General features: G+C 73.6%; 18 protein-coding genes. 6 read left to right on the forward strand and 12 right to left on the reverse strand.

The genetic code is table 11. The annotated features are described in order from the left end of the window. Nucleotides 1-43 precede the first annotated feature (43 nt). Nucleotides 44-538, forward strand: coding sequence for a GNAT family N-acetyltransferase (locus ACI1MP_RS04105; protein WP_404867740.1), 495 nt, complete (start codon nucleotides 44-46; stop codon nucleotides 536-538). Nucleotides 539-558: 20 nt separating this feature from the next. Here the strand turns inward: ACI1MP_RS04105 and ACI1MP_RS04110 are convergent, their stop codons facing one another. After that, entirely contained in the window at nucleotides 559-1,578 is a 1,020-nt protein-coding gene (locus tag ACI1MP_RS04110; protein WP_404867741.1) for an NAD(P)H-dependent flavin oxidoreductase, read from the reverse strand. A gap of 138 nt (nucleotides 1,579-1,716) precedes the next feature. Between ACI1MP_RS04110 and ACI1MP_RS04115 the strand changes: the two genes are divergently transcribed. Both ACI1MP_RS04115 and ACI1MP_RS04120 read left to right on the forward strand, forming a co-directional pair. Then, nucleotides 1,717-2,172 carry a hypothetical protein gene (locus ACI1MP_RS04115; protein WP_380332320.1) on the forward strand — a complete coding sequence of 152 codons (456 nt, stop codon included), beginning with the start codon at nucleotides 1,717-1,719 and terminating at the stop codon, nucleotides 2,170-2,172. Nucleotides 2,173-2,318: 146 nt separating this feature from the next. Next, complete coding sequence (locus tag ACI1MP_RS04120) at nucleotides 2,319-2,792, forward strand: carboxymuconolactone decarboxylase family protein (RefSeq protein WP_380332323.1); 474 nt, start codon at nucleotides 2,319-2,321, stop codon at nucleotides 2,790-2,792. Here ACI1MP_RS04120 and ACI1MP_RS04125 read toward each other — a convergent pair. The 6 genes from ACI1MP_RS04125 to ACI1MP_RS04150 all read right to left on the reverse strand — a co-directional run bounded on the left by ACI1MP_RS04125 (nucleotide 2,746) and on the right by ACI1MP_RS04150 (nucleotide 6,832). Beyond that, nucleotides 2,746-3,306, reverse strand: coding sequence for a hypothetical protein (locus ACI1MP_RS04125; protein ID WP_404867742.1), 561 nt, complete (start codon nucleotides 3,304-3,306; stop codon nucleotides 2,746-2,748). The two genes, ACI1MP_RS04120 and ACI1MP_RS04125, sit on opposite strands and share 47 nt — an antisense overlap. After that, nucleotides 3,307-3,762, reverse strand: a complete 456-nt coding sequence (locus ACI1MP_RS04130) for a hypothetical protein (RefSeq protein ID WP_404867743.1) — start codon at nucleotides 3,760-3,762, stop codon at nucleotides 3,307-3,309. It lies immediately after the preceding gene. Nucleotides 3,763-3,857: 95 nt separating this feature from the next. Next, nucleotides 3,858-4,223 (reverse strand): VOC family protein, encoded by a 366-nt coding sequence (locus tag ACI1MP_RS04135; RefSeq protein WP_404867744.1) that lies wholly within the window; start codon nucleotides 4,221-4,223, stop codon nucleotides 3,858-3,860. A 173-nt stretch (nucleotides 4,224-4,396) separates the two neighbouring features. Beyond that, nucleotides 4,397-5,083, reverse strand: a complete 687-nt coding sequence (locus ACI1MP_RS04140; RefSeq protein ID WP_404867745.1) for a hypothetical protein — start codon at nucleotides 5,081-5,083, stop codon at nucleotides 4,397-4,399. Continuing rightward, nucleotides 5,076-6,347 carry a hypothetical protein gene (locus ACI1MP_RS04145; RefSeq protein WP_404867746.1) on the reverse strand — a complete coding sequence of 424 codons (1,272 nt, stop codon included), beginning with the start codon at nucleotides 6,345-6,347 and terminating at the stop codon, nucleotides 5,076-5,078. The genes ACI1MP_RS04140 and ACI1MP_RS04145 overlap by 8 nt, the downstream gene beginning before the upstream one ends. Before the next feature lie 95 nt (nucleotides 6,348-6,442). Further along, nucleotides 6,443-6,832, reverse strand: coding sequence for a winged helix-turn-helix transcriptional regulator (locus ACI1MP_RS04150; protein WP_404867747.1), 390 nt, complete (start codon nucleotides 6,830-6,832; stop codon nucleotides 6,443-6,445). A gap of 125 nt (nucleotides 6,833-6,957) precedes the next feature. Between ACI1MP_RS04150 and ACI1MP_RS04155 the strand changes: the two genes are divergently transcribed. Next, complete coding sequence (locus ACI1MP_RS04155; RefSeq protein WP_404867748.1) at nucleotides 6,958-7,803, forward strand: NAD(P)H-binding protein; 846 nt, start codon at nucleotides 6,958-6,960, stop codon at nucleotides 7,801-7,803. A gap of 49 nt (nucleotides 7,804-7,852) precedes the next feature. Here ACI1MP_RS04155 and ACI1MP_RS04160 read toward each other — a convergent pair whose 3' ends face one another. From ACI1MP_RS04160 to ACI1MP_RS04175, 4 genes are all read right to left on the reverse strand, one after another. Next, the gene (locus ACI1MP_RS04160) at nucleotides 7,853-8,791 is read right to left on the reverse strand and encodes a hypothetical protein (RefSeq protein WP_404870763.1); all 939 of its coding nucleotides are present in this window, start codon (nucleotides 8,789-8,791) and stop codon (nucleotides 7,853-7,855) included. Between the two features lie 2 nt (nucleotides 8,792-8,793). After that, the gene (locus ACI1MP_RS04165; RefSeq protein ID WP_404867749.1) at nucleotides 8,794-9,402 is read right to left on the reverse strand and encodes a TetR/AcrR family transcriptional regulator; all 609 of its coding nucleotides are present in this window, start codon (nucleotides 9,400-9,402) and stop codon (nucleotides 8,794-8,796) included. A 69-nt stretch (nucleotides 9,403-9,471) separates the two neighbouring features. After that, nucleotides 9,472-10,116 (reverse strand): response regulator, encoded by a 645-nt coding sequence (locus tag ACI1MP_RS04170; RefSeq protein WP_380332350.1) that lies wholly within the window; start codon nucleotides 10,114-10,116, stop codon nucleotides 9,472-9,474. After that, nucleotides 10,113-11,438, reverse strand: coding sequence for a sensor histidine kinase (locus tag ACI1MP_RS04175; protein WP_380332353.1), 1,326 nt, complete (start codon nucleotides 11,436-11,438; stop codon nucleotides 10,113-10,115). The genes ACI1MP_RS04170 and ACI1MP_RS04175 overlap by 4 nt, the downstream gene beginning before the upstream one ends. Nucleotides 11,439-11,618: 180 nt before the next feature. Between ACI1MP_RS04175 and ACI1MP_RS04180 the strand changes: the two genes are divergently transcribed. Together ACI1MP_RS04180 and ACI1MP_RS04185 are read left to right on the forward strand one after the other, a co-directional pair. Further along, nucleotides 11,619-12,674, forward strand: coding sequence for an FtsX-like permease family protein (locus ACI1MP_RS04180; RefSeq protein ID WP_100584679.1), 1,056 nt, complete (start codon nucleotides 11,619-11,621; stop codon nucleotides 12,672-12,674). 32 nt (nucleotides 12,675-12,706) lie between these two features. Further along, nucleotides 12,707-13,405 (forward strand): ABC transporter ATP-binding protein, encoded by a 699-nt coding sequence (locus tag ACI1MP_RS04185; protein WP_380332356.1) that lies wholly within the window; start codon nucleotides 12,707-12,709, stop codon nucleotides 13,403-13,405. Between the two features lie 144 nt (nucleotides 13,406-13,549). Here ACI1MP_RS04185 and ACI1MP_RS04190 read toward each other — a convergent pair whose 3' ends face one another. Beyond that, on the reverse strand, nucleotides 13,550-14,779 hold the full coding sequence (locus ACI1MP_RS04190; RefSeq protein WP_380332359.1) for an MFS transporter: 1,230 nt from the start codon (nucleotides 14,777-14,779) through the stop codon (nucleotides 13,550-13,552). Between the last annotated feature and the right edge of the window lie 54 nt (nucleotides 14,780-14,833).

Below are 14,833 nucleotides of genomic sequence, written 5' to 3' on the forward strand. Positions count from 1 at the left end.
AAGTTCGAGTGACCCCGGCGCACGGCCCCGGTAGGGTCGGCCGATGCCCGAGCTGCAGCGGCTGCGCGCCGACCACGCCCCGGCGGTCCTGGCCTTCGAGCTGGCGAACCGCGCCTACTTCGCCGCCTCGATCCCCGACCGCGGCGACGAGTACTTCGACCGGTTCGCCGAGCGCCACGACGCCCTGCTGGCCGAGCAGGAGGCCGGCGTCTGCATCTTCCATCTGCTCGTCGCCGAGGACGGCTCGGTCCTCGGCAGGTTCAACCTGTACGACCTGGAGAACGGCGCCGCCGTCCTCGGCTACCGGGTCGCGGAACAGGCCGCCGGACGCGGCCTGGCAACGACGGCCGTCCAGCAGCTCTGCCGGACGGCGCCGGCGCTGCACGGCCTGCACACCCTGCGGGCGGCCACCTCCCACGACAACGCCGCGTCCCGGCAGGTCCTGACCAAGGCCGGGTTCGTCCCCGACGGCCCCGCCGCCCCGGCCGACCTCGGCGGCAGACCGGGCACCTGGTACCGGCGCGACCTCCGGCCCTAGGCCGGGCCCTACGCCGGGTCCTACCCGGCGCGCTGCGCGTCCTCCCACAGCGCGCGGGTCACCTTCGCCGCGCCGCCCTCGCGGGCCGAAGCGTGGGCGGTGCCCGCCCACAGGTGCATGCCCTCGACGTCGCCGCGACCGGTCGCGGCCGCCCGCAACGGCTGGGTGAGGTAGTGGACTTCGGGGTAGGCCGACGGGGCGTCGGCGTCGTAGCGGTCGATGAAGGAGTTGCGGAGGGCCCGGGCAGGGCGGCCCGTGAACGCGCGGGTGACGGTCGTCCCGGGGAGCTCGACCAGGGCGCGGCGGTGCGCGGCCGAGGCGCCGGATTCGTCGGTGCGCAGGTAGGCGGTGCCGAGTTGGGCGGCGACCGCACCCGCCCGCAGCGCGGCGACGATCGCCCGGCCGTCGCCGAGGCCGCCGGCGGCGATCAGCGGGAGCGGCGTCACCTCCCGTACGGCGGCGAGCAGTTCGAGCAGCGGGAGGGTGCCCGGGGTGTCCTCGGCGCGGTGGGTGCCGCGGTGGCCGCCGGCCTCCGGACCCTGCACGGTCAGGGCGTCCATGCCGAGCGCGGTGGCGGCGCGGGCCTCCTCCGGGCTGGTGACGGTGCCGAGTTGGCGGATGCCCGCGGCCCGGAGCGCGTCGACCTCGTCCCGGCCGGGCAGCCCGAAGGTGTACGAGACGTACGGGACGGGGTCGCGCAGCAGCGCGTCGAGCTTCGCCTCCCAGCCGTCCCGGTCGGACCGGACCTCGGCGGGCAGCTCCACGCCCCACCGCTCGGCCTCCGGGCGGAGCCGCTCCCGGTAGGCGACGACCGGCCCCGGATCGGAGGGCGGCGCGGGCACGAACAGGTTGACGCCGAACGGGCGGTCCGTCAGCTCGCGGGTCCGGCGGACCTGGTCGAGCATCCCGTCGGCCGTCCGGTAGCCGGCGGCGAGGAAGCCCAGGCCGCCCGCGCCGTTGACGGCCGCGACCAGCTCGGGAGTGCTCGGGCCGCCCGCCATCGGGGCCGCGATCAGCGGCACCTCCCAGTCGAATGCCATGCCGCTCCCTCGCCTCCGTGCGCACCGATCCCCGGTCGCTGCCCACCCTACGTCCACGGCCGATCCCGCCGACGGCCGCCCGGTGGGCCGTCGATCTCCCGCTTGCCGGAGCCCTCGCCGCACCGGGATACTCCCCGGGTGCTGTTGACCTGGATCGCCGAGGTGGCGGACGAACCGCTGGCGCTGGAGCCGGCCGACCGGCGGGTGGAGTGGGAGACCAACACCTGGCTGCTGAGCGCGGCGGACGAGGACCGGCGGTCCCTGACCGTGCGTGAGGTGGTCGCCGCCTTCGAGCGCACCGCCGGACGCATCCGGGAGCGCGTCCGCGAACTGGGCTTCGCCGGGGTGGCGACGTTCTACCTGTGGCACGACCGGCAGGCCGACCAACTCCGGTGCTCCACCGGATCGGTGCCCGCCGAGGAGCTGCCGTTCGGCGCCGCGTACCTGCCGGTCGACGATCTCGGCCCGGTCGTCGAGGGCTTCCTGCGCGCCGAGCAGCAGGATCCCGAGGAGGTTGACGACCCGCCGGAGCCCGACCCCGAGTTCCCGCCCTTTCCCGTGTGGGCGCGCAGCGTCGGAACGGCCCCGCGCTGACGCTGCCCCGGCCCGCCCGCACGGCCGAACGGACGCGAACGGACGCGAACGGGTGGCGTGACGGGCATCACATCCGCGGGGCGGTCACATTCGGGGGAGCTGCGGGGTCAGTCCTTGCAGAAGCACACACGACAAGGAGCCCGACCGTGGACGCACGCCTCAACTACTTCGGCAACCCGCTCGCGGGGAAGATCATCAAGCACATCAACTCGGCCGGCGCCGCCATCGGCGGCTCCTCGCTCCCGGCCGCCACCCAGGAGCTGGTGAAGATCCGGGCCAGCCAGATCAACGGCTGCGGCTTCTGCACCGACATGCACACCAAGGACGCCACCCACGCCGGGGAGACCCAGCAGCGGCTGAACATGATCGCCGCCTGGCGCGAGGCGACCTGCTTCACCGAGGCCGAGCGCGCCGCGCTCGAACTCACCGAGCAGGGCACCCGGATCGCCGATGCGGCGGGCGGCGTCGGCGACGAGGCCTGGGCGGAGGCCGCCAAGCACTACGACGAGGAGCAGCTGATCGCCCTCGTCGGCCTGATCGCCCTGATCAACACCTACAACCGGATCAACGTGATCATTCGCCAGCCCGCGGGCGACTACGTCCCCGGCCAGTTCGCCTGACCCGTTCGGCCCCTCCCCCCGCAGGGGAGGGGCCGCCCTCGATCTCCCCGGAGAGCGCGGCAGCGGCGGCCCGCACGTCGGCCTCCCAGCCGCGGAACTGCTGGGCAGTCAAGTACCCGGCGCAGCAGTCGCAGTGGACGGCCAGCAGCCCGAGCAGCGCCGACTCGTCCTGGTCCAGGCCCTCGGGGTCCCAGTCGCTCACCGCCGCAGCCAGCTCCGCGGGCGTCGTGCCACCCGCCACCACCCGGGCCGCGAGCTCGCGCACCAGCCACCGCTTGCCGTCCACTGCCCCCGGGTACGCCAGACCGAACTCGTCCAGCACCTCCCGCAACAGCGGCTCCAACTCGGACGCCGACTCCCGCCGCCCCCGCCCGGCCAGGTCGTACAACGCCGGGGAGTCGAACCCGTCGGCCACCAACTCGGCGGCGGCCATCGGAAGTTCACCGGTACTCAGCTCACCCGCGCGGTACCGAAGCGCCACCAGCCGCACCCGCTCCACCTCCGGCACCCCCACTCACCGCCCCTCCGCCACGAGCGCCGCCGCGGCGGCCCGCGCCTCCGCCTCCCAGGCCCGGACCTGCTCGGCAGTCCAGTACTCGACGCACCCGTCGCAGCACCCCTCCCCCACGATCCGGACGAACTCCCCCTCCGCGGACTCCAACCCGCCGACGGCAGCCATCACTTCGCCCATCGACCGGATCTCGCCGGAGACCAGCCGGGCCGCGACATCGCGCAGCGCCCACCGCTCCGCGTCCTCCTGCTCGGGCTCCGCCACCCCCAGCTCGTCGAGCGCCCGCCGCCAGAGCCGCTCCAGCTCGGCACACTGCTCGCGGCCACTGCACCCGGCCAACTCCCGCAGCGCCGGGGAGTCATGACCGTCCACCAGCAGATCCGCCGCCGCCATCGGAAGCTGCTCGGGCCAGATCCACCCGACGGCCTGACGGTTCGCCACCACGCGCAAGGAGTCCATACCCGGCAGCCTGCCAGCCTCGCCGGCGCCCTGACCAGTGGTTTTCCAGGAGGGAGCGGACCACCGGAGGAACTGGTGGCGCACCCCGCCCTCGGTCAGCCGTGGCTGGTGTCGATCACACAGAAACGGTTCCCCTCGGTGTCGGCGAGCACCACGAAGTCCGGGTCCTGCGGGTAGCTGTCCCAGTCGACGCGCTGCCCGCCGAGGGCCAGCAGCCGCTCGATCTCCGCGGCCTGCTCCTCCGCGTCCCGGGCGTACAGGTCCAGGTGGACCCGCGGATGCTCCTGAACCGGTGTCCCCGTACGCATCAGCGCCACCTGGACCCCCTCACCGGTCGGCACCAGGACGACCCAGTCGTCCCTCATCCCCTCCCGGGGCACATACCCGAGCGCCTCCGTCCAGAACGCCGTCGCCCGCGCCACGTCCGCCACGCCCAGTACCACCGACCCGACTCTCAGCATGCCGCCGATTCTCGCGCACCGCGGAGATCGGCGGCAGCCGCACCCGTGGACCTCGGGGCCGCCGGCCGATGCTGCCCCGGCCGGCCCGGAACGCCTTGGGGTCGTCCGCGCTCCGGGTGGCGGCCTCGGTGGAAGTGGACGAACTGCCCGGCCGGATCGGCCGGTGAAGCACCTCAGCCGACGTCGGTGCCTTCGGCGTCGGCGCGGGGGGCGGGGCTCAGGCCCAGCCGCCTGCCGAACGTGTTGGCGATCGCGCCCACGTCGCCGGTGTCGCTCCGGCGCAGGACGAACATCTTGGTCAGCACGATCAGCACCGGACCGACCAGGATGCCCATCGGCCAGTAGTGGCCGGCCGCGCCGAACCAGATCGCGCCGCCGATGCAGCTCAGGCTCACCACCACGCCGGCGGCCACGCCCACCAGGTGCTGCCGGTCGGCGTCGTTGAGCTTGGCCATCTCCAACTCGTGGAGCCGTTCGCCGTCCTTCAGTCTGGCCATGTCCACCTTGTGCCGCCGGTCGGCGTCCTTGAGCTTGGCCATCTCCCGTTCGTGGAGTCGCTCGCCGTCCTTCAGCTTGGCCATCTCCAACTCGTGGAGCCGCTCGCCGTCCTTGAGCCTGGCCATCTCCAGCTCGTGCTGGAACTCCGCCAGCTTGAGGCGCAACTGCTGTTTGCGCTCGGCCTCCTGGTTCAGGGTGGCCAGCATGGCGACGACGGTCGGCGCGGGGACGTCGCCCCACTTCGCGGCCATCTTGCTCGCCTGCTCGAACGCCCGGCTCTGCCACAGGTCTTCCGGTTCGAAGCCCTCCTCGTACGGCCCGTCCGGTTCGGAGTCCGCCTCGTACTGCTCGTCCTCAGCCACGATGTTCCCCGGTGGGCCTTTCCGTCGGATCGTCGCCCAGGGTCCCGTTCGTCGGGACGGGCAGGCGGTCGAGTCGTTCCAGCAGTTCGGTGAGGCCCCGGTCCACGGTGTCCGCGACCGCCTCCAGCGAGGCCTCGTCGAGTGCGCCGAGCGCCGTGAGGTCGGTGTCCAGGAGCCGCCGCACGTGGTCCCGGACGAGCTCGGGCGGGCGGGCGGCGCGAGGGGCGGCGTCCTTGTCGTACGGCGAGTCCCAGGTCAGGGCGGACGTGTCGGTGCCGGGCCTTCGGCGGAAGCCGACCGGGCTGTACCGGGGCACCGCGGCGGCGAGCCCGGCCGCCGATGAACCGCGCCGCGAGAGGCCGGAATCGGAGAAGGGGGACGGGCGGAGCCGGTCGGTGACGGTGATGGAGAGGCTGTTCAACGACATGCGGTTGCTGTCCTCGTCCTCGGTCAGGATGCCCGCGAGCCTGTCCATCTTGGCGGCGGTGTCGCGGAACGAGGTGAGGATCCGTCCGAGGGCGTCGTCGGTGATCGCCCGCAGGATCTTCTCGGTGGCCTCGATCGCCAACTCACCGAAGGGGTCGCTGGGTTCGCCGGTGGTGAGGCCCTGCACGGTCCGCCGGAGGTCGAGGCCCTTCGACTCGATGTCGTCCGCGCCGCGGCGCAGGCCGGCCGCGCACGATCTGAGCTGCCCGAGGTCGATGTCGAAGCTCTGGCCGTCGGAGCGGTCGGAGCCGCCCACCGGGGCGGGGGGAATCCTCTGCGCGACCTTGTCGACCATGTCGTCGATCGGCCGGGCGACGGTCCGGGCGAGCCGGTCGGCCGCCGCCGCCAGCAACTGGTTGACGATCTTGCGCCCCAGCCGCAGCACCGCCGCCGCACGCCACGAGCCGCGGGCCGAGACCCTCGCCAACTGGGCCTGGACGGCGATCAGTTGCGTGATGAGCTGGGTCTTGGCCACCTCGACCACCACGGCCGCCGCACGCAGCACCCTGGCCACCGTACGGCAGGTCTCGGCGATCAGCCCGGAGTACCCGGTGACGGTGCTCCACAGCTCGGCGAGTTTGCCCGCGGACCAGCCCCGATAGACCTCGTACAGCTGGGCGAGCTGCGCGTCCGCCGCCGTCTGGGCACCGTCCAGCCCCTCGGCGAACTTCTCCAACTGGTCGGCCAGCAGCCTGAGTTGGTCCTCGTCGATGCTCGGGAAGCGGACGCCGAGCAGGCTGAGGACAGGATCGAGTCCCGGTGGTGGTTGCACAGCCATTGCCGCCCCCAGCTGCTGTTTCGCGACAGCCGTCCGGTCGCGCACTGCGACGATACACACACGCGGCGGCGCTGACCAACCGAATCGCTGCGGCCTCAGGGCGTCTGCCCGTCGTAGGCGTGCCGGGCCTGTTCGACCCGGTCGAGGTTGGCGGCGGCCCACTGGGAGAGGTGGGCGAAGAGCGGGGCGAGGCTGCGGCCGAGGTCGGTGATCTCGTACTCGACGCGCGGGGGGACTTCCGGGTGGTAGTTGCGGACGACCATGCCGTCGCGTTCGAGTTGGCGCAGGCGCTGCGTCAGGACTTTCGCGGTGATGGCGCCGATCCGGCGTTCCAGTTCGACGAAGCGCTGACGGCCGTGGGTGTGCAGGGTCCACAGGATCGGCGTGGTCCAGCGGCTGAACACGATGTCCACCACCGCGCTGGTGGGGCAGGCGAGTTCGGGATCGGTGGCGGCGGCCGATGCCCGGTCGGTCTCGGTGGCCACGCGCACTCCACGGGTAGTCGCTTTCCTCTAGGTACCTACTGTATCGGCCTTGTTAGCGTCCTCGCACTGCCCGGGAGCGCCGCTCCGACTGGGCGTCAATCACCGTACGGAACAGAGGAATTGCCATGATCGTAGTCACGGGAGCGACGGGTAACGTGGGCGGATCGCTGGTGCGGGCGCTCGCGGCGGCCGGCGTGCCGACGACCGCGACGTCGCGGAACGTCTCGGCGGCGGACGTCCCGGAGCACGTCGCGCACCGGCGGGCGGACCTGGCCGATCCGGCGGGCCTGCGGGCCGTGTTCGACGGGGCGGACGCGCTGTTCCTGCAGAACGGCGGGCCGAGCGCCCACCTGCTGAGCCCGCACGGGATCGTCGCGGTCGCGCGGGCGGCCGGCATCGGCCGCGTCGTCCTGCTGTCCTCGCAGGGCGTGGCGACCCGGCCCGAATCGCAGTCGCACGGGGCGACGGCGCTGGCGTTCGAGGAGGCCGTGCGGCAGTCGGGGCTGGCGTGGACGATCCTGCGGCCCGGCGGGTTCCACTCCAACGCGTACGCGTGGGCCGAGCCGGTCCGTGCCCACCGGACGGTCGCCGCGCCGTTCGCGGACGTCGCCCTGCCGTCCGTCGACCCGGACGACATCGCCGAGGTGGCGGCCGTCGCCCTGCGCGCGGACGGCCACGACGGGCGGATCTACGAGCTGACCGGTCCGGTCGCCACCACGCCCCGCCAACGGGCCGAGGCGCTCGCCGACGCGCTCGGCGAGCCGGTGCGGTTCGTCGAGCAGACGGCCGAGGAGGCGCGGGCGCAGCTGCTCGACTTCATGCCGGCGCCCGTGGTGGAGACCACGCTGAGCATCCTCGGCGCTCCCACTGCGGCGGAGCGGCGGATCAGCCCGGACGTGGAGCGCGTCCTGGGCCGCGCCCCGCGCACCTTCGCCGACTGGGCGCGGCGGTACGTCGCCGCGTTCAAGTGAGCCGCCTCAAGTGAGCCGCCTCATGTGGGGCACCGCAAGCGGGTCGCCGTCAGCGCCGGTAGCGGGCGGCCATCGTGTCGAACACCCGCTTGGGCTCCCACCGTTCGTCGTCCAGCGTCCGGACCACGCCGTACGAGCCGAGGTCGCGGGGGCCGGGCTTGTCGTAGGCGGCGAAGGTGAACCAGAACGCGCTGTCGATGCCCTCCTGGGCGAAGACGTCGAGCAGGTCGTCGAGGTGCCGGGCCTGTTCGCCCTCGTCGGGGACGGCGCCGGGCGGCACCTGCCAGGCCATGCCGCCGAGGTCGGCGGCGCCGCGGTAGGCGCAGGTGCCGAACTCGGTGACGGCGACCGGCTTGCCGTGGGCGCGGGCGGCCCGCAGGTGCTCGCGGTACTCGTCGGCGTTCTGCGCGGACCGGTACGCGTCGACGCCGACCAGGTCGAACGGGGTCCAGTCGACGGGTTCCCACGGTCCGGACGCGTAGCCGACGGGGCCGGCGAACTCCTGGCGGACCGTCGTCGCGGCCTCGGCGAGGAAGGCGTTCAGCCGCTCGGGGACGGGGCCGAGCGCCAGCCACCAGTCCAGGTCGGCGGTGGTCATGGCGTGCAGCCGGTCGAGGTGGGTGGCTCCGGGCAGGAACCCCTGGGCGAACACGCTGAGTTCGCAGCCCGCGACGAACACCACCCGGGCGCCGGAGCGGCGCAGCGTCTCGGCGCGGCGGGCGCAGTCCGCGAACAGCGGCAGCAGCTGTGCGGGCGGCAGGTCGGCGGGGAACGGCGAGTACCAGACGTCGAGTCCGGCGTCGGCGGCGAACCGGGCGGCCAGGTCGAGCCGTTCGGGGTCGCCGCCGGTGATCCGGACGGCGTCGCAGTGCAGTTCGCGGGCGACGACCGTCAGGTCGTGGCGGACCCGGGCGGGGTCGAAGCGGCGGCGGGTGAGGCGTTCGCCGGTGAAGGTCCCGGTGTCATAGGTGATGCCCAGGGTGCGCACCGTCACTGCTCCCTCGTTCCGCTGTGGCCGTGTTCCAGCAGGTCGAAGGCGAGTTCGAGGTCTTCGGCGAGCATCCGGTCGGCCTGCTCGGCGGGGGTGCCGGCGACCAGGCGGGCGAAGTGGCGTTCCTGCAGGGCGGCCAGCGAGGCGGCGATCTGGGCGGCCATCAGCGTGCCGGCGGTCTCGCCGTGTTCGGCGGACAGGACGTCGGCGAGGGCCTGCCGTTGCCGGTACCGGAGGCTGTCGGCGGCGATCCGCAGCGCGGGGCTGGCCTGGATCACCCGGACCCGGGTGAGCAGTGCGGGCAGGTCGGCGGCGGCGACCGGGCCGGACGCCAGGGTGCGGTGGTGGGCGCGCAGGGCGGCGAGGGCCGACTGTCCGTCGGGGCGGTCGGCGACCGTCGCGGCCAGGTCGTCGCCGGCCACGCCGGCCAGGACCAGCGACTCCTTGGTGGGGTAGTAGGCGAACAGGGTCGCCCGGGCCACTTCGGAGGCCCGGGCGACCTCGCCCATCGTCACGTCCTCGAAGCCGCGTTCGGCGAACAGGCGCAGGGCCTGCTCGGCGATCCGGCGTCCGGTCCGTTCCTTCTTCAGTTCGCGCAGTCCGACCATCGGATCATCATACTCAGACCGGGTACGAAACTGTACCCGGTCCGGGTTTCTGCGGCAGTAGGCGGTCGGTCAGCGGTCGACGGCGCGGATCAGGCCCGCCGCCAGGCCCGCCGCGACGGCCGAGGTGCGGGAGTCGACGCCGAGCTTGTCGTAGATGTGCACCAGGTGCGTCTTGACGGTGGCTTCGCTGATGAACAGGCGCTTGGAGATCTGCCGGTTGGGCAGCCCCTCGGCGAGGAGCTGGAGGATCTCGGCCTCGCGCGGGGAGAGCGTGGGGCGCCCGGCCCGGACGCGGCCGAGCAGGCGGGCGGCGACCGGCGGGGCGAGGACGGTCTCGCCGCGGGCGGTGGCGTGGATGGCGGCGGCGAGGTCCTCGGGCGGGGCGTCCTTGAGCAGGTAGCCGGTGGCGCCGGCCTCGACCGCGGCGAGGATGTCGGCGTCGGTGGAGTAGGTGGTGAGGACCAGTACGGCGGGCGGGTCGGGCAGCGCGGTGATCCGGCGGGTCGCTTCGACGCCGTGCATGCCGGTGCCCATCTGCAGGTCCATCAGGACGACGTGCGGGCGCTGCCCGACCGGGAGCGCGGCGAGCAGGTCGAGCGCGGCGGCCCCGTCCGCGGCCTCGCCGACGGTGGTGACGTCGGGCAGGTCGTCGACCATCGCGCGCAGGCCGCGCCGCACCACGGGGTGGTCGTCCACCACCAGCACCCGGATCACCGCCGCACCCCCGCGAGCCGCAGGCGCAGCGCACCGCCGGGCGGCGTGCCCGGCCGGCCGCCGGGCGGCGTCTTCGGACGGGCGCCGGGCGCGGGGCCGTCGGCGGCCGTCGGCAGCGGGTCGATCGCGCGCAGCGGCAGGGTCGCGGCGACGGCGGTGCCTTCGCCGGGGGTGGACTCGACGGTGAGGGTGCCCCCGAGCGCGGCGATCCGCTCGTGCATGCCGTGCAGGCCGAAGGAGCCGGGGGCGGGTGCGGTGGCAGGGTCGAAGCCGGTGCCGTCGTCGTAGACGTCCAGGGTGACGGTGTCGTCGAGGTAGCCGAGGGTGACGGCGATGTGCTGGGCCGCGGCGTGCCGGACGGCGTTGGCGAGGGCTTCCTGGGTGAGGCGCAGCAGGGCGACCTCGGCCTCGACGGGCAGGGGGTAGGGCTCGCCGTCGAGGTGGAACGCGGCGTCGGCGCCGTCGGCGAGGCGGCGCAGCGCGTCGGCGAGGGTGGTGTCGTCGAGCGCGGGCGGGGTGAGCGCGTGGACGAAGCGGCGGGCCTCGGCGAGGTTCGCGGAGGCGTTCTGTTCGATCTCGCGCAGCAGCGGAAGGGCCGGCGAGGGGGTGCCGGGCAGGGCGGCGGCGGCTTCGCGGGCCAGCAGCACGATGCCGGACAGGCCCTGGGCGAGCGTGTCGTGGATCTCCCGGGCCAGCCGCTGGCGTTCGGCGAGGCGGCCGGCTTCGCGCTGGCTGGCGGCGAGTTCGCCGCGGGTGCGGACCAGGTCGTCGATGAGCTGCTGGCGGGCCCGGCTCTCCCGGTAGAGGGCGGCGTAGCCGTAGGCGGTGAGCAGCGCGACGGCGGCGCCGGCCAGCGGGCCGATCACCTTGGCGGTGGTGAGCCCGCCGGGGGTGGTGGCCTGCGCGGCGATCACGGCGGCGGTCAGGCCGGCCACCGCGGGCAGCGCCCAGCGCACCGGCAGCACGTGCAGGCAGACGAAGTACAGCGGGAACGCGAGGTAGCTGAACTCGGGGTGGTGCAGGGTGAGTTCGATCCACAGCAGGGCGACGGCGAGCAGCCACACGGTGCCCAGCGCGCGCGATTCGCGGATCTGCCGCAGCACGCCGCCGGCGGCGTAGGCGACGGCGAGTGCCCCGGCGCAGACCCAGCCGGCCGCGCCGAGTTCGCCGTTGGCGGCGGCCCGGATCAGCAGGACGGCCAGCAGGGTGAAGAACATGCCGTGCACGGCGAGGTTGGCCAGTCGCAGCGCGGGCGTCGGGCCGGCGGGTGAGCGGTGCGGTGCGGTGGCGGGCGGGGGCGGGGGTGGTTCGGTACGGGGCACGCTGTCCGAGGGTACGGGGCGTCGGCGGCCGGTCGGCGCGACGCGGCATCAACCGTTCGATGGATTTTCGGCTGCACCGCACGGACGGTGCACAGTCCGCCTTCTCCCTGATGGCAGGGCGGGCGGAAAACGCGAAGGTGGAGTGGTCTTCTCGTCCAGCTGTCCTTCGGAAGGTTTCCCGTGTTCGTCGCATTGCGTGACATCCGTTTCGCCAAGGGGCGGTTCGCCCTGATGGGCGCGGTGGTCACTCTGATCACGACCCTGGTGGTGTTCCTCTACGGCCTGACCGGCGGCCTGTCCTCGGCGGCGTCCTCGACGATCGCCGAACTCCCGGTGGACGGCGTGGTGTTCGGCGCGCCCGCGGGCGCGGCGCCGGAGGTGTCGTTCGCCTCCAGCACGGTGACGGCCGAGCAGCAGGCGCAGATCGCCGCAGCCCCGGGCACCCGGGACGCGCACCCGCTGGGCGTGGCCATGACGCGGTTGACGGCCCCCGACGGCGCGGCCTCGGTGAGCGTGCTGGGCACCGACGCGGCGCTGCTTCCGCCGCTGTCGGCCGGCGCGGCGCCCAAGGACGGCGAGGTCGCCGTCGGCACCGACACCGCCGCCGAGCACCACCTCTCCCCCGGCAGCCAAGTCACCCTCGGCGCCCAGAAGTTGACGGTCAGCGCGATCACCGCCGAGCGCTCGCTCTCGCACGCACCGAGCGTCTGGACGACCACGACGACGTGGCAGCAGGTCTCCGGCCAGAAGCAGCCGACCGCGGTCGCGGTGCACGGCACCCCGAAGGACCTGCCCACCGACCTGAAGGCGGTCTCCCGGAGCGACGCGCTCTCGGGCATCAACGGGTACTCGGCGGAGCGGGGCAGCCTGCTGATGATCCAGGGCTTCCTGTTCGCCGTCAGCGCCCTGGTGATCGGCGCGTTCTTCACGGTGTGGACGGTGCAGCGCCGCCCCGACATCGCGGTGCTCAAGGCCGTCGGCGCGTCCAGCGGCTACCTGGTGCGCGACGCGCTCGCGCAGGCCGCGGCCGTCCTGGTGGCGGGCTCGCTGCTCGGCGGGGCGATCGGCGCGATCGGCGGGGCGTTCGCCTCGGCGGCGGTGCCGTTCGACGTGGGCGTGCTCACGGTGGCGGTGCCGGTCGGCGCGATGGTGCTGCTCGGCCTGCTCGGCGCGGCCCTCGCAGTGCGCCGGATCACCGCCGTGGACCCGCTCGCCGCGCTCGGCGCCAACCGATGACCGTCGTACCTCTCTTCCCGAAGGACCCCGCCATGACCACCACCACCGCCGTCCGCACCGGCCTCGCACTGAGTGGCGTCACCCTCACCTACCCGGACGGCGAGAGCCGGCTGACGGCCCTGAACAACATCGAGCTCTCCGTCGCCCCCGGCGAGTTCGCGGCCATCGTCGGCCCGTCGGGCTGCGGCAAGTCCAGCCTGCTGGCGGTCGCCGCGACGCTCCAGCGCCCGGACACGGGGCAGGTGCTGATCGACGGCGTGGACGCGGGCGCGCTCGGCGACCGGGAGCGGACGTCGCTGCGCCGCGAGCGCCTGGGCATCGTCTTCCAGCAGTCGAACCTGCTGGCCTCGCTGACCGCGGTGGAGCAGCTGTTGGTGCTGGAGTCGGTGCGCGGCCGCCGCCCGGCCGCCGCCCGGCAGCGCGCCGAGGACCTGCTGGAGTCGGTGGGCCTGGCCGGCCCCAAGCAGCAGCGCCGCCCCCACCAGCTCTCCGGCGGCGAACGCCAGCGGGTCAACATCGCCCGCGCCCTGTTCGGCGAGCCCTCCGTCCTCCTGGTCGACGAACCCACCTCCGCCCTCGACCACGAACGCGGCGCCCAGGTCGTCGACCTCCTCGCCGACGTCACCCGCACCCACCGCACCGCCACCGTCATGGTCACCCACGACCGCGACCTCCTGAGCCGCACCGACCGAGTCCTGGAAATGCAGGACGGCCGCCTGACGGCCCGCTAGGAACCGTCCTCAGAGGGCGGCTCTCGTCCAGCGGGCCGCCCGCGCCGACCAGGAACGACCCGCACCGGAGCACGGCGCCGGACCGTGACGACCGGTGAGGACGGGTCGGAGCCGCCGGCCTCGCTTCAGAGGTCGGAGATCGAGCTAGGCGGACACCGGGGTCAGGTCGTCCTTGCGGGCCCGGCGCACCGCGGGGGCGATCGCGGCCGTACCGGCGAGGAAGACCAGGCACAGGGTCAGCCAGCCGTACGAGCCGTAGTGGATCACCAGGAAGGAGACCACGGCCGGTCCGACGGTCGCCTGGACGACCACGTGGAGGTGGAACGCCCCCAGGTACTCTCCCCGTGCCGCCTCGGGGGCGAGTCCGAAGCCGAGGCCGAACGCGCTGGCCGACTGCCCCAGCTCGGCAAAGGTGACGAGGAGGACCGCCGCCAGCGCGAACACGCCCGCGACCCATGCCGTGGTCACGTTGCCTATGGCCATGGCGAGGCATGCAACCACACTGATCAGGCCCGCCTTGCGCGCCGCGCGGACGGAGCCGCCCAGTGTCTCGGATCCCTTGGCGAACTTCACCTGGAAGAGCACGACCAGGATCGTGTTCAACACGAAGACCACGGGGATGACGCTGCGCGGGAGCTTGTCACTGGTCACGAGCCACAGCGGGATGCCGACGACGAGGACCGCGCCGTGCAGGGCCAGCAGGCTCGAGGCGCCGATGACGCCGAGGAAGGGCGTGTCCTTCAACGCCCGGAAGCGGGACTCGCGTTCCGTCCTGGTGCGCGGGGCGGGGGTGGCGGGCAGCCGCAACACCAGTCCCGCCGCCAGCAGGAAGGAGAGGGCGTTCCCCAGGGGAAGCATCTGCATCGCGGAGCCTCCGATGCCGATCAGCGCCGCGGCCATCAGGGCACCGAGCGAGAAGCCGACGTTGAACACCGAACGCAGGGCCGCGCGTGCGCTGACCCGGTCGCTCTCCGGGACCAACTCCGCGATCAAGGTGTGGAACAGCGGGCCGGAGCCCCATTCGAGCGCCCCGACCACACCCACCGCCGCGAAGAACGCCGGCAGCGAACCGACCACCGGGTAGAAGCAGTAGGCGACGCCGATCGCCAGCAACGCGAGGAACAGCAGACGCCGGGCCCCGATCCGGTCGGCGGCCATGCCCATGAGCACGCTGGACACGAACCCGGAAAGGCCCGCGATGGAGAGGCCGAGGCCGACCTGGGGGGCGGAGAGGTGGGCGACCACGATGAAGTAGACGGCCGAACCGGACGTGAAGACACCGCCGCCCACGCTGTCGAGGAAGTGCAGCAGGGCGAGCGTCCTGGCAGGGCCCTTCAGCGAGGAGTAGTTGTTCCGTACGAAAGAAGCGATCACGTTGAACTCCGTGGCATGTCGGGCGATACGCGGCCGCGGGGGCCCGTCCTCAAG

This window comes from Kitasatospora griseola, assembly GCF_044999035.1.
Classification (GTDB): domain Bacteria; phylum Actinomycetota; class Actinomycetes; order Streptomycetales; family Streptomycetaceae; genus Kitasatospora; species Kitasatospora griseola.

Coding starts and splice junctions, on each gene's coding strand:
- ACI1MP_RS04105 (WP_404867740.1), top strand. CDS start 44: ATGCCCGAGCTGCAGCGGCTGCGCGCCGACCACGCCCCGGCGGTCCTG.
- ACI1MP_RS04110 (WP_404867741.1), bottom strand. CDS start 1,578: ATGGCATTCGACTGGGAGGTGCCGCTGATCGCGGCCCCGATGGCGGGC.
- ACI1MP_RS04130 (WP_404867743.1), bottom strand. CDS start 3,762: ATGGACTCCTTGCGCGTGGTGGCGAACCGTCAGGCCGTCGGGTGGATC.
- ACI1MP_RS04135 (WP_404867744.1), bottom strand. CDS start 4,223: ATGCTGAGAGTCGGGTCGGTGGTACTGGGCGTGGCGGACGTGGCGCGG.
- ACI1MP_RS04145 (WP_404867746.1), bottom strand. CDS start 6,347: ATGGCTGTGCAACCACCACCGGGACTCGATCCTGTCCTCAGCCTGCTC.
- ACI1MP_RS04155 (WP_404867748.1), top strand. CDS start 6,958: ATGATCGTAGTCACGGGAGCGACGGGTAACGTGGGCGGATCGCTGGTG.
- ACI1MP_RS04165 (WP_404867749.1), bottom strand. CDS start 9,402: ATGGTCGGACTGCGCGAACTGAAGAAGGAACGGACCGGACGCCGGATC.
- ACI1MP_RS04185 (WP_380332356.1), top strand. CDS start 12,707: ATGACCACCACCACCGCCGTCCGCACCGGCCTCGCACTGAGTGGCGTC.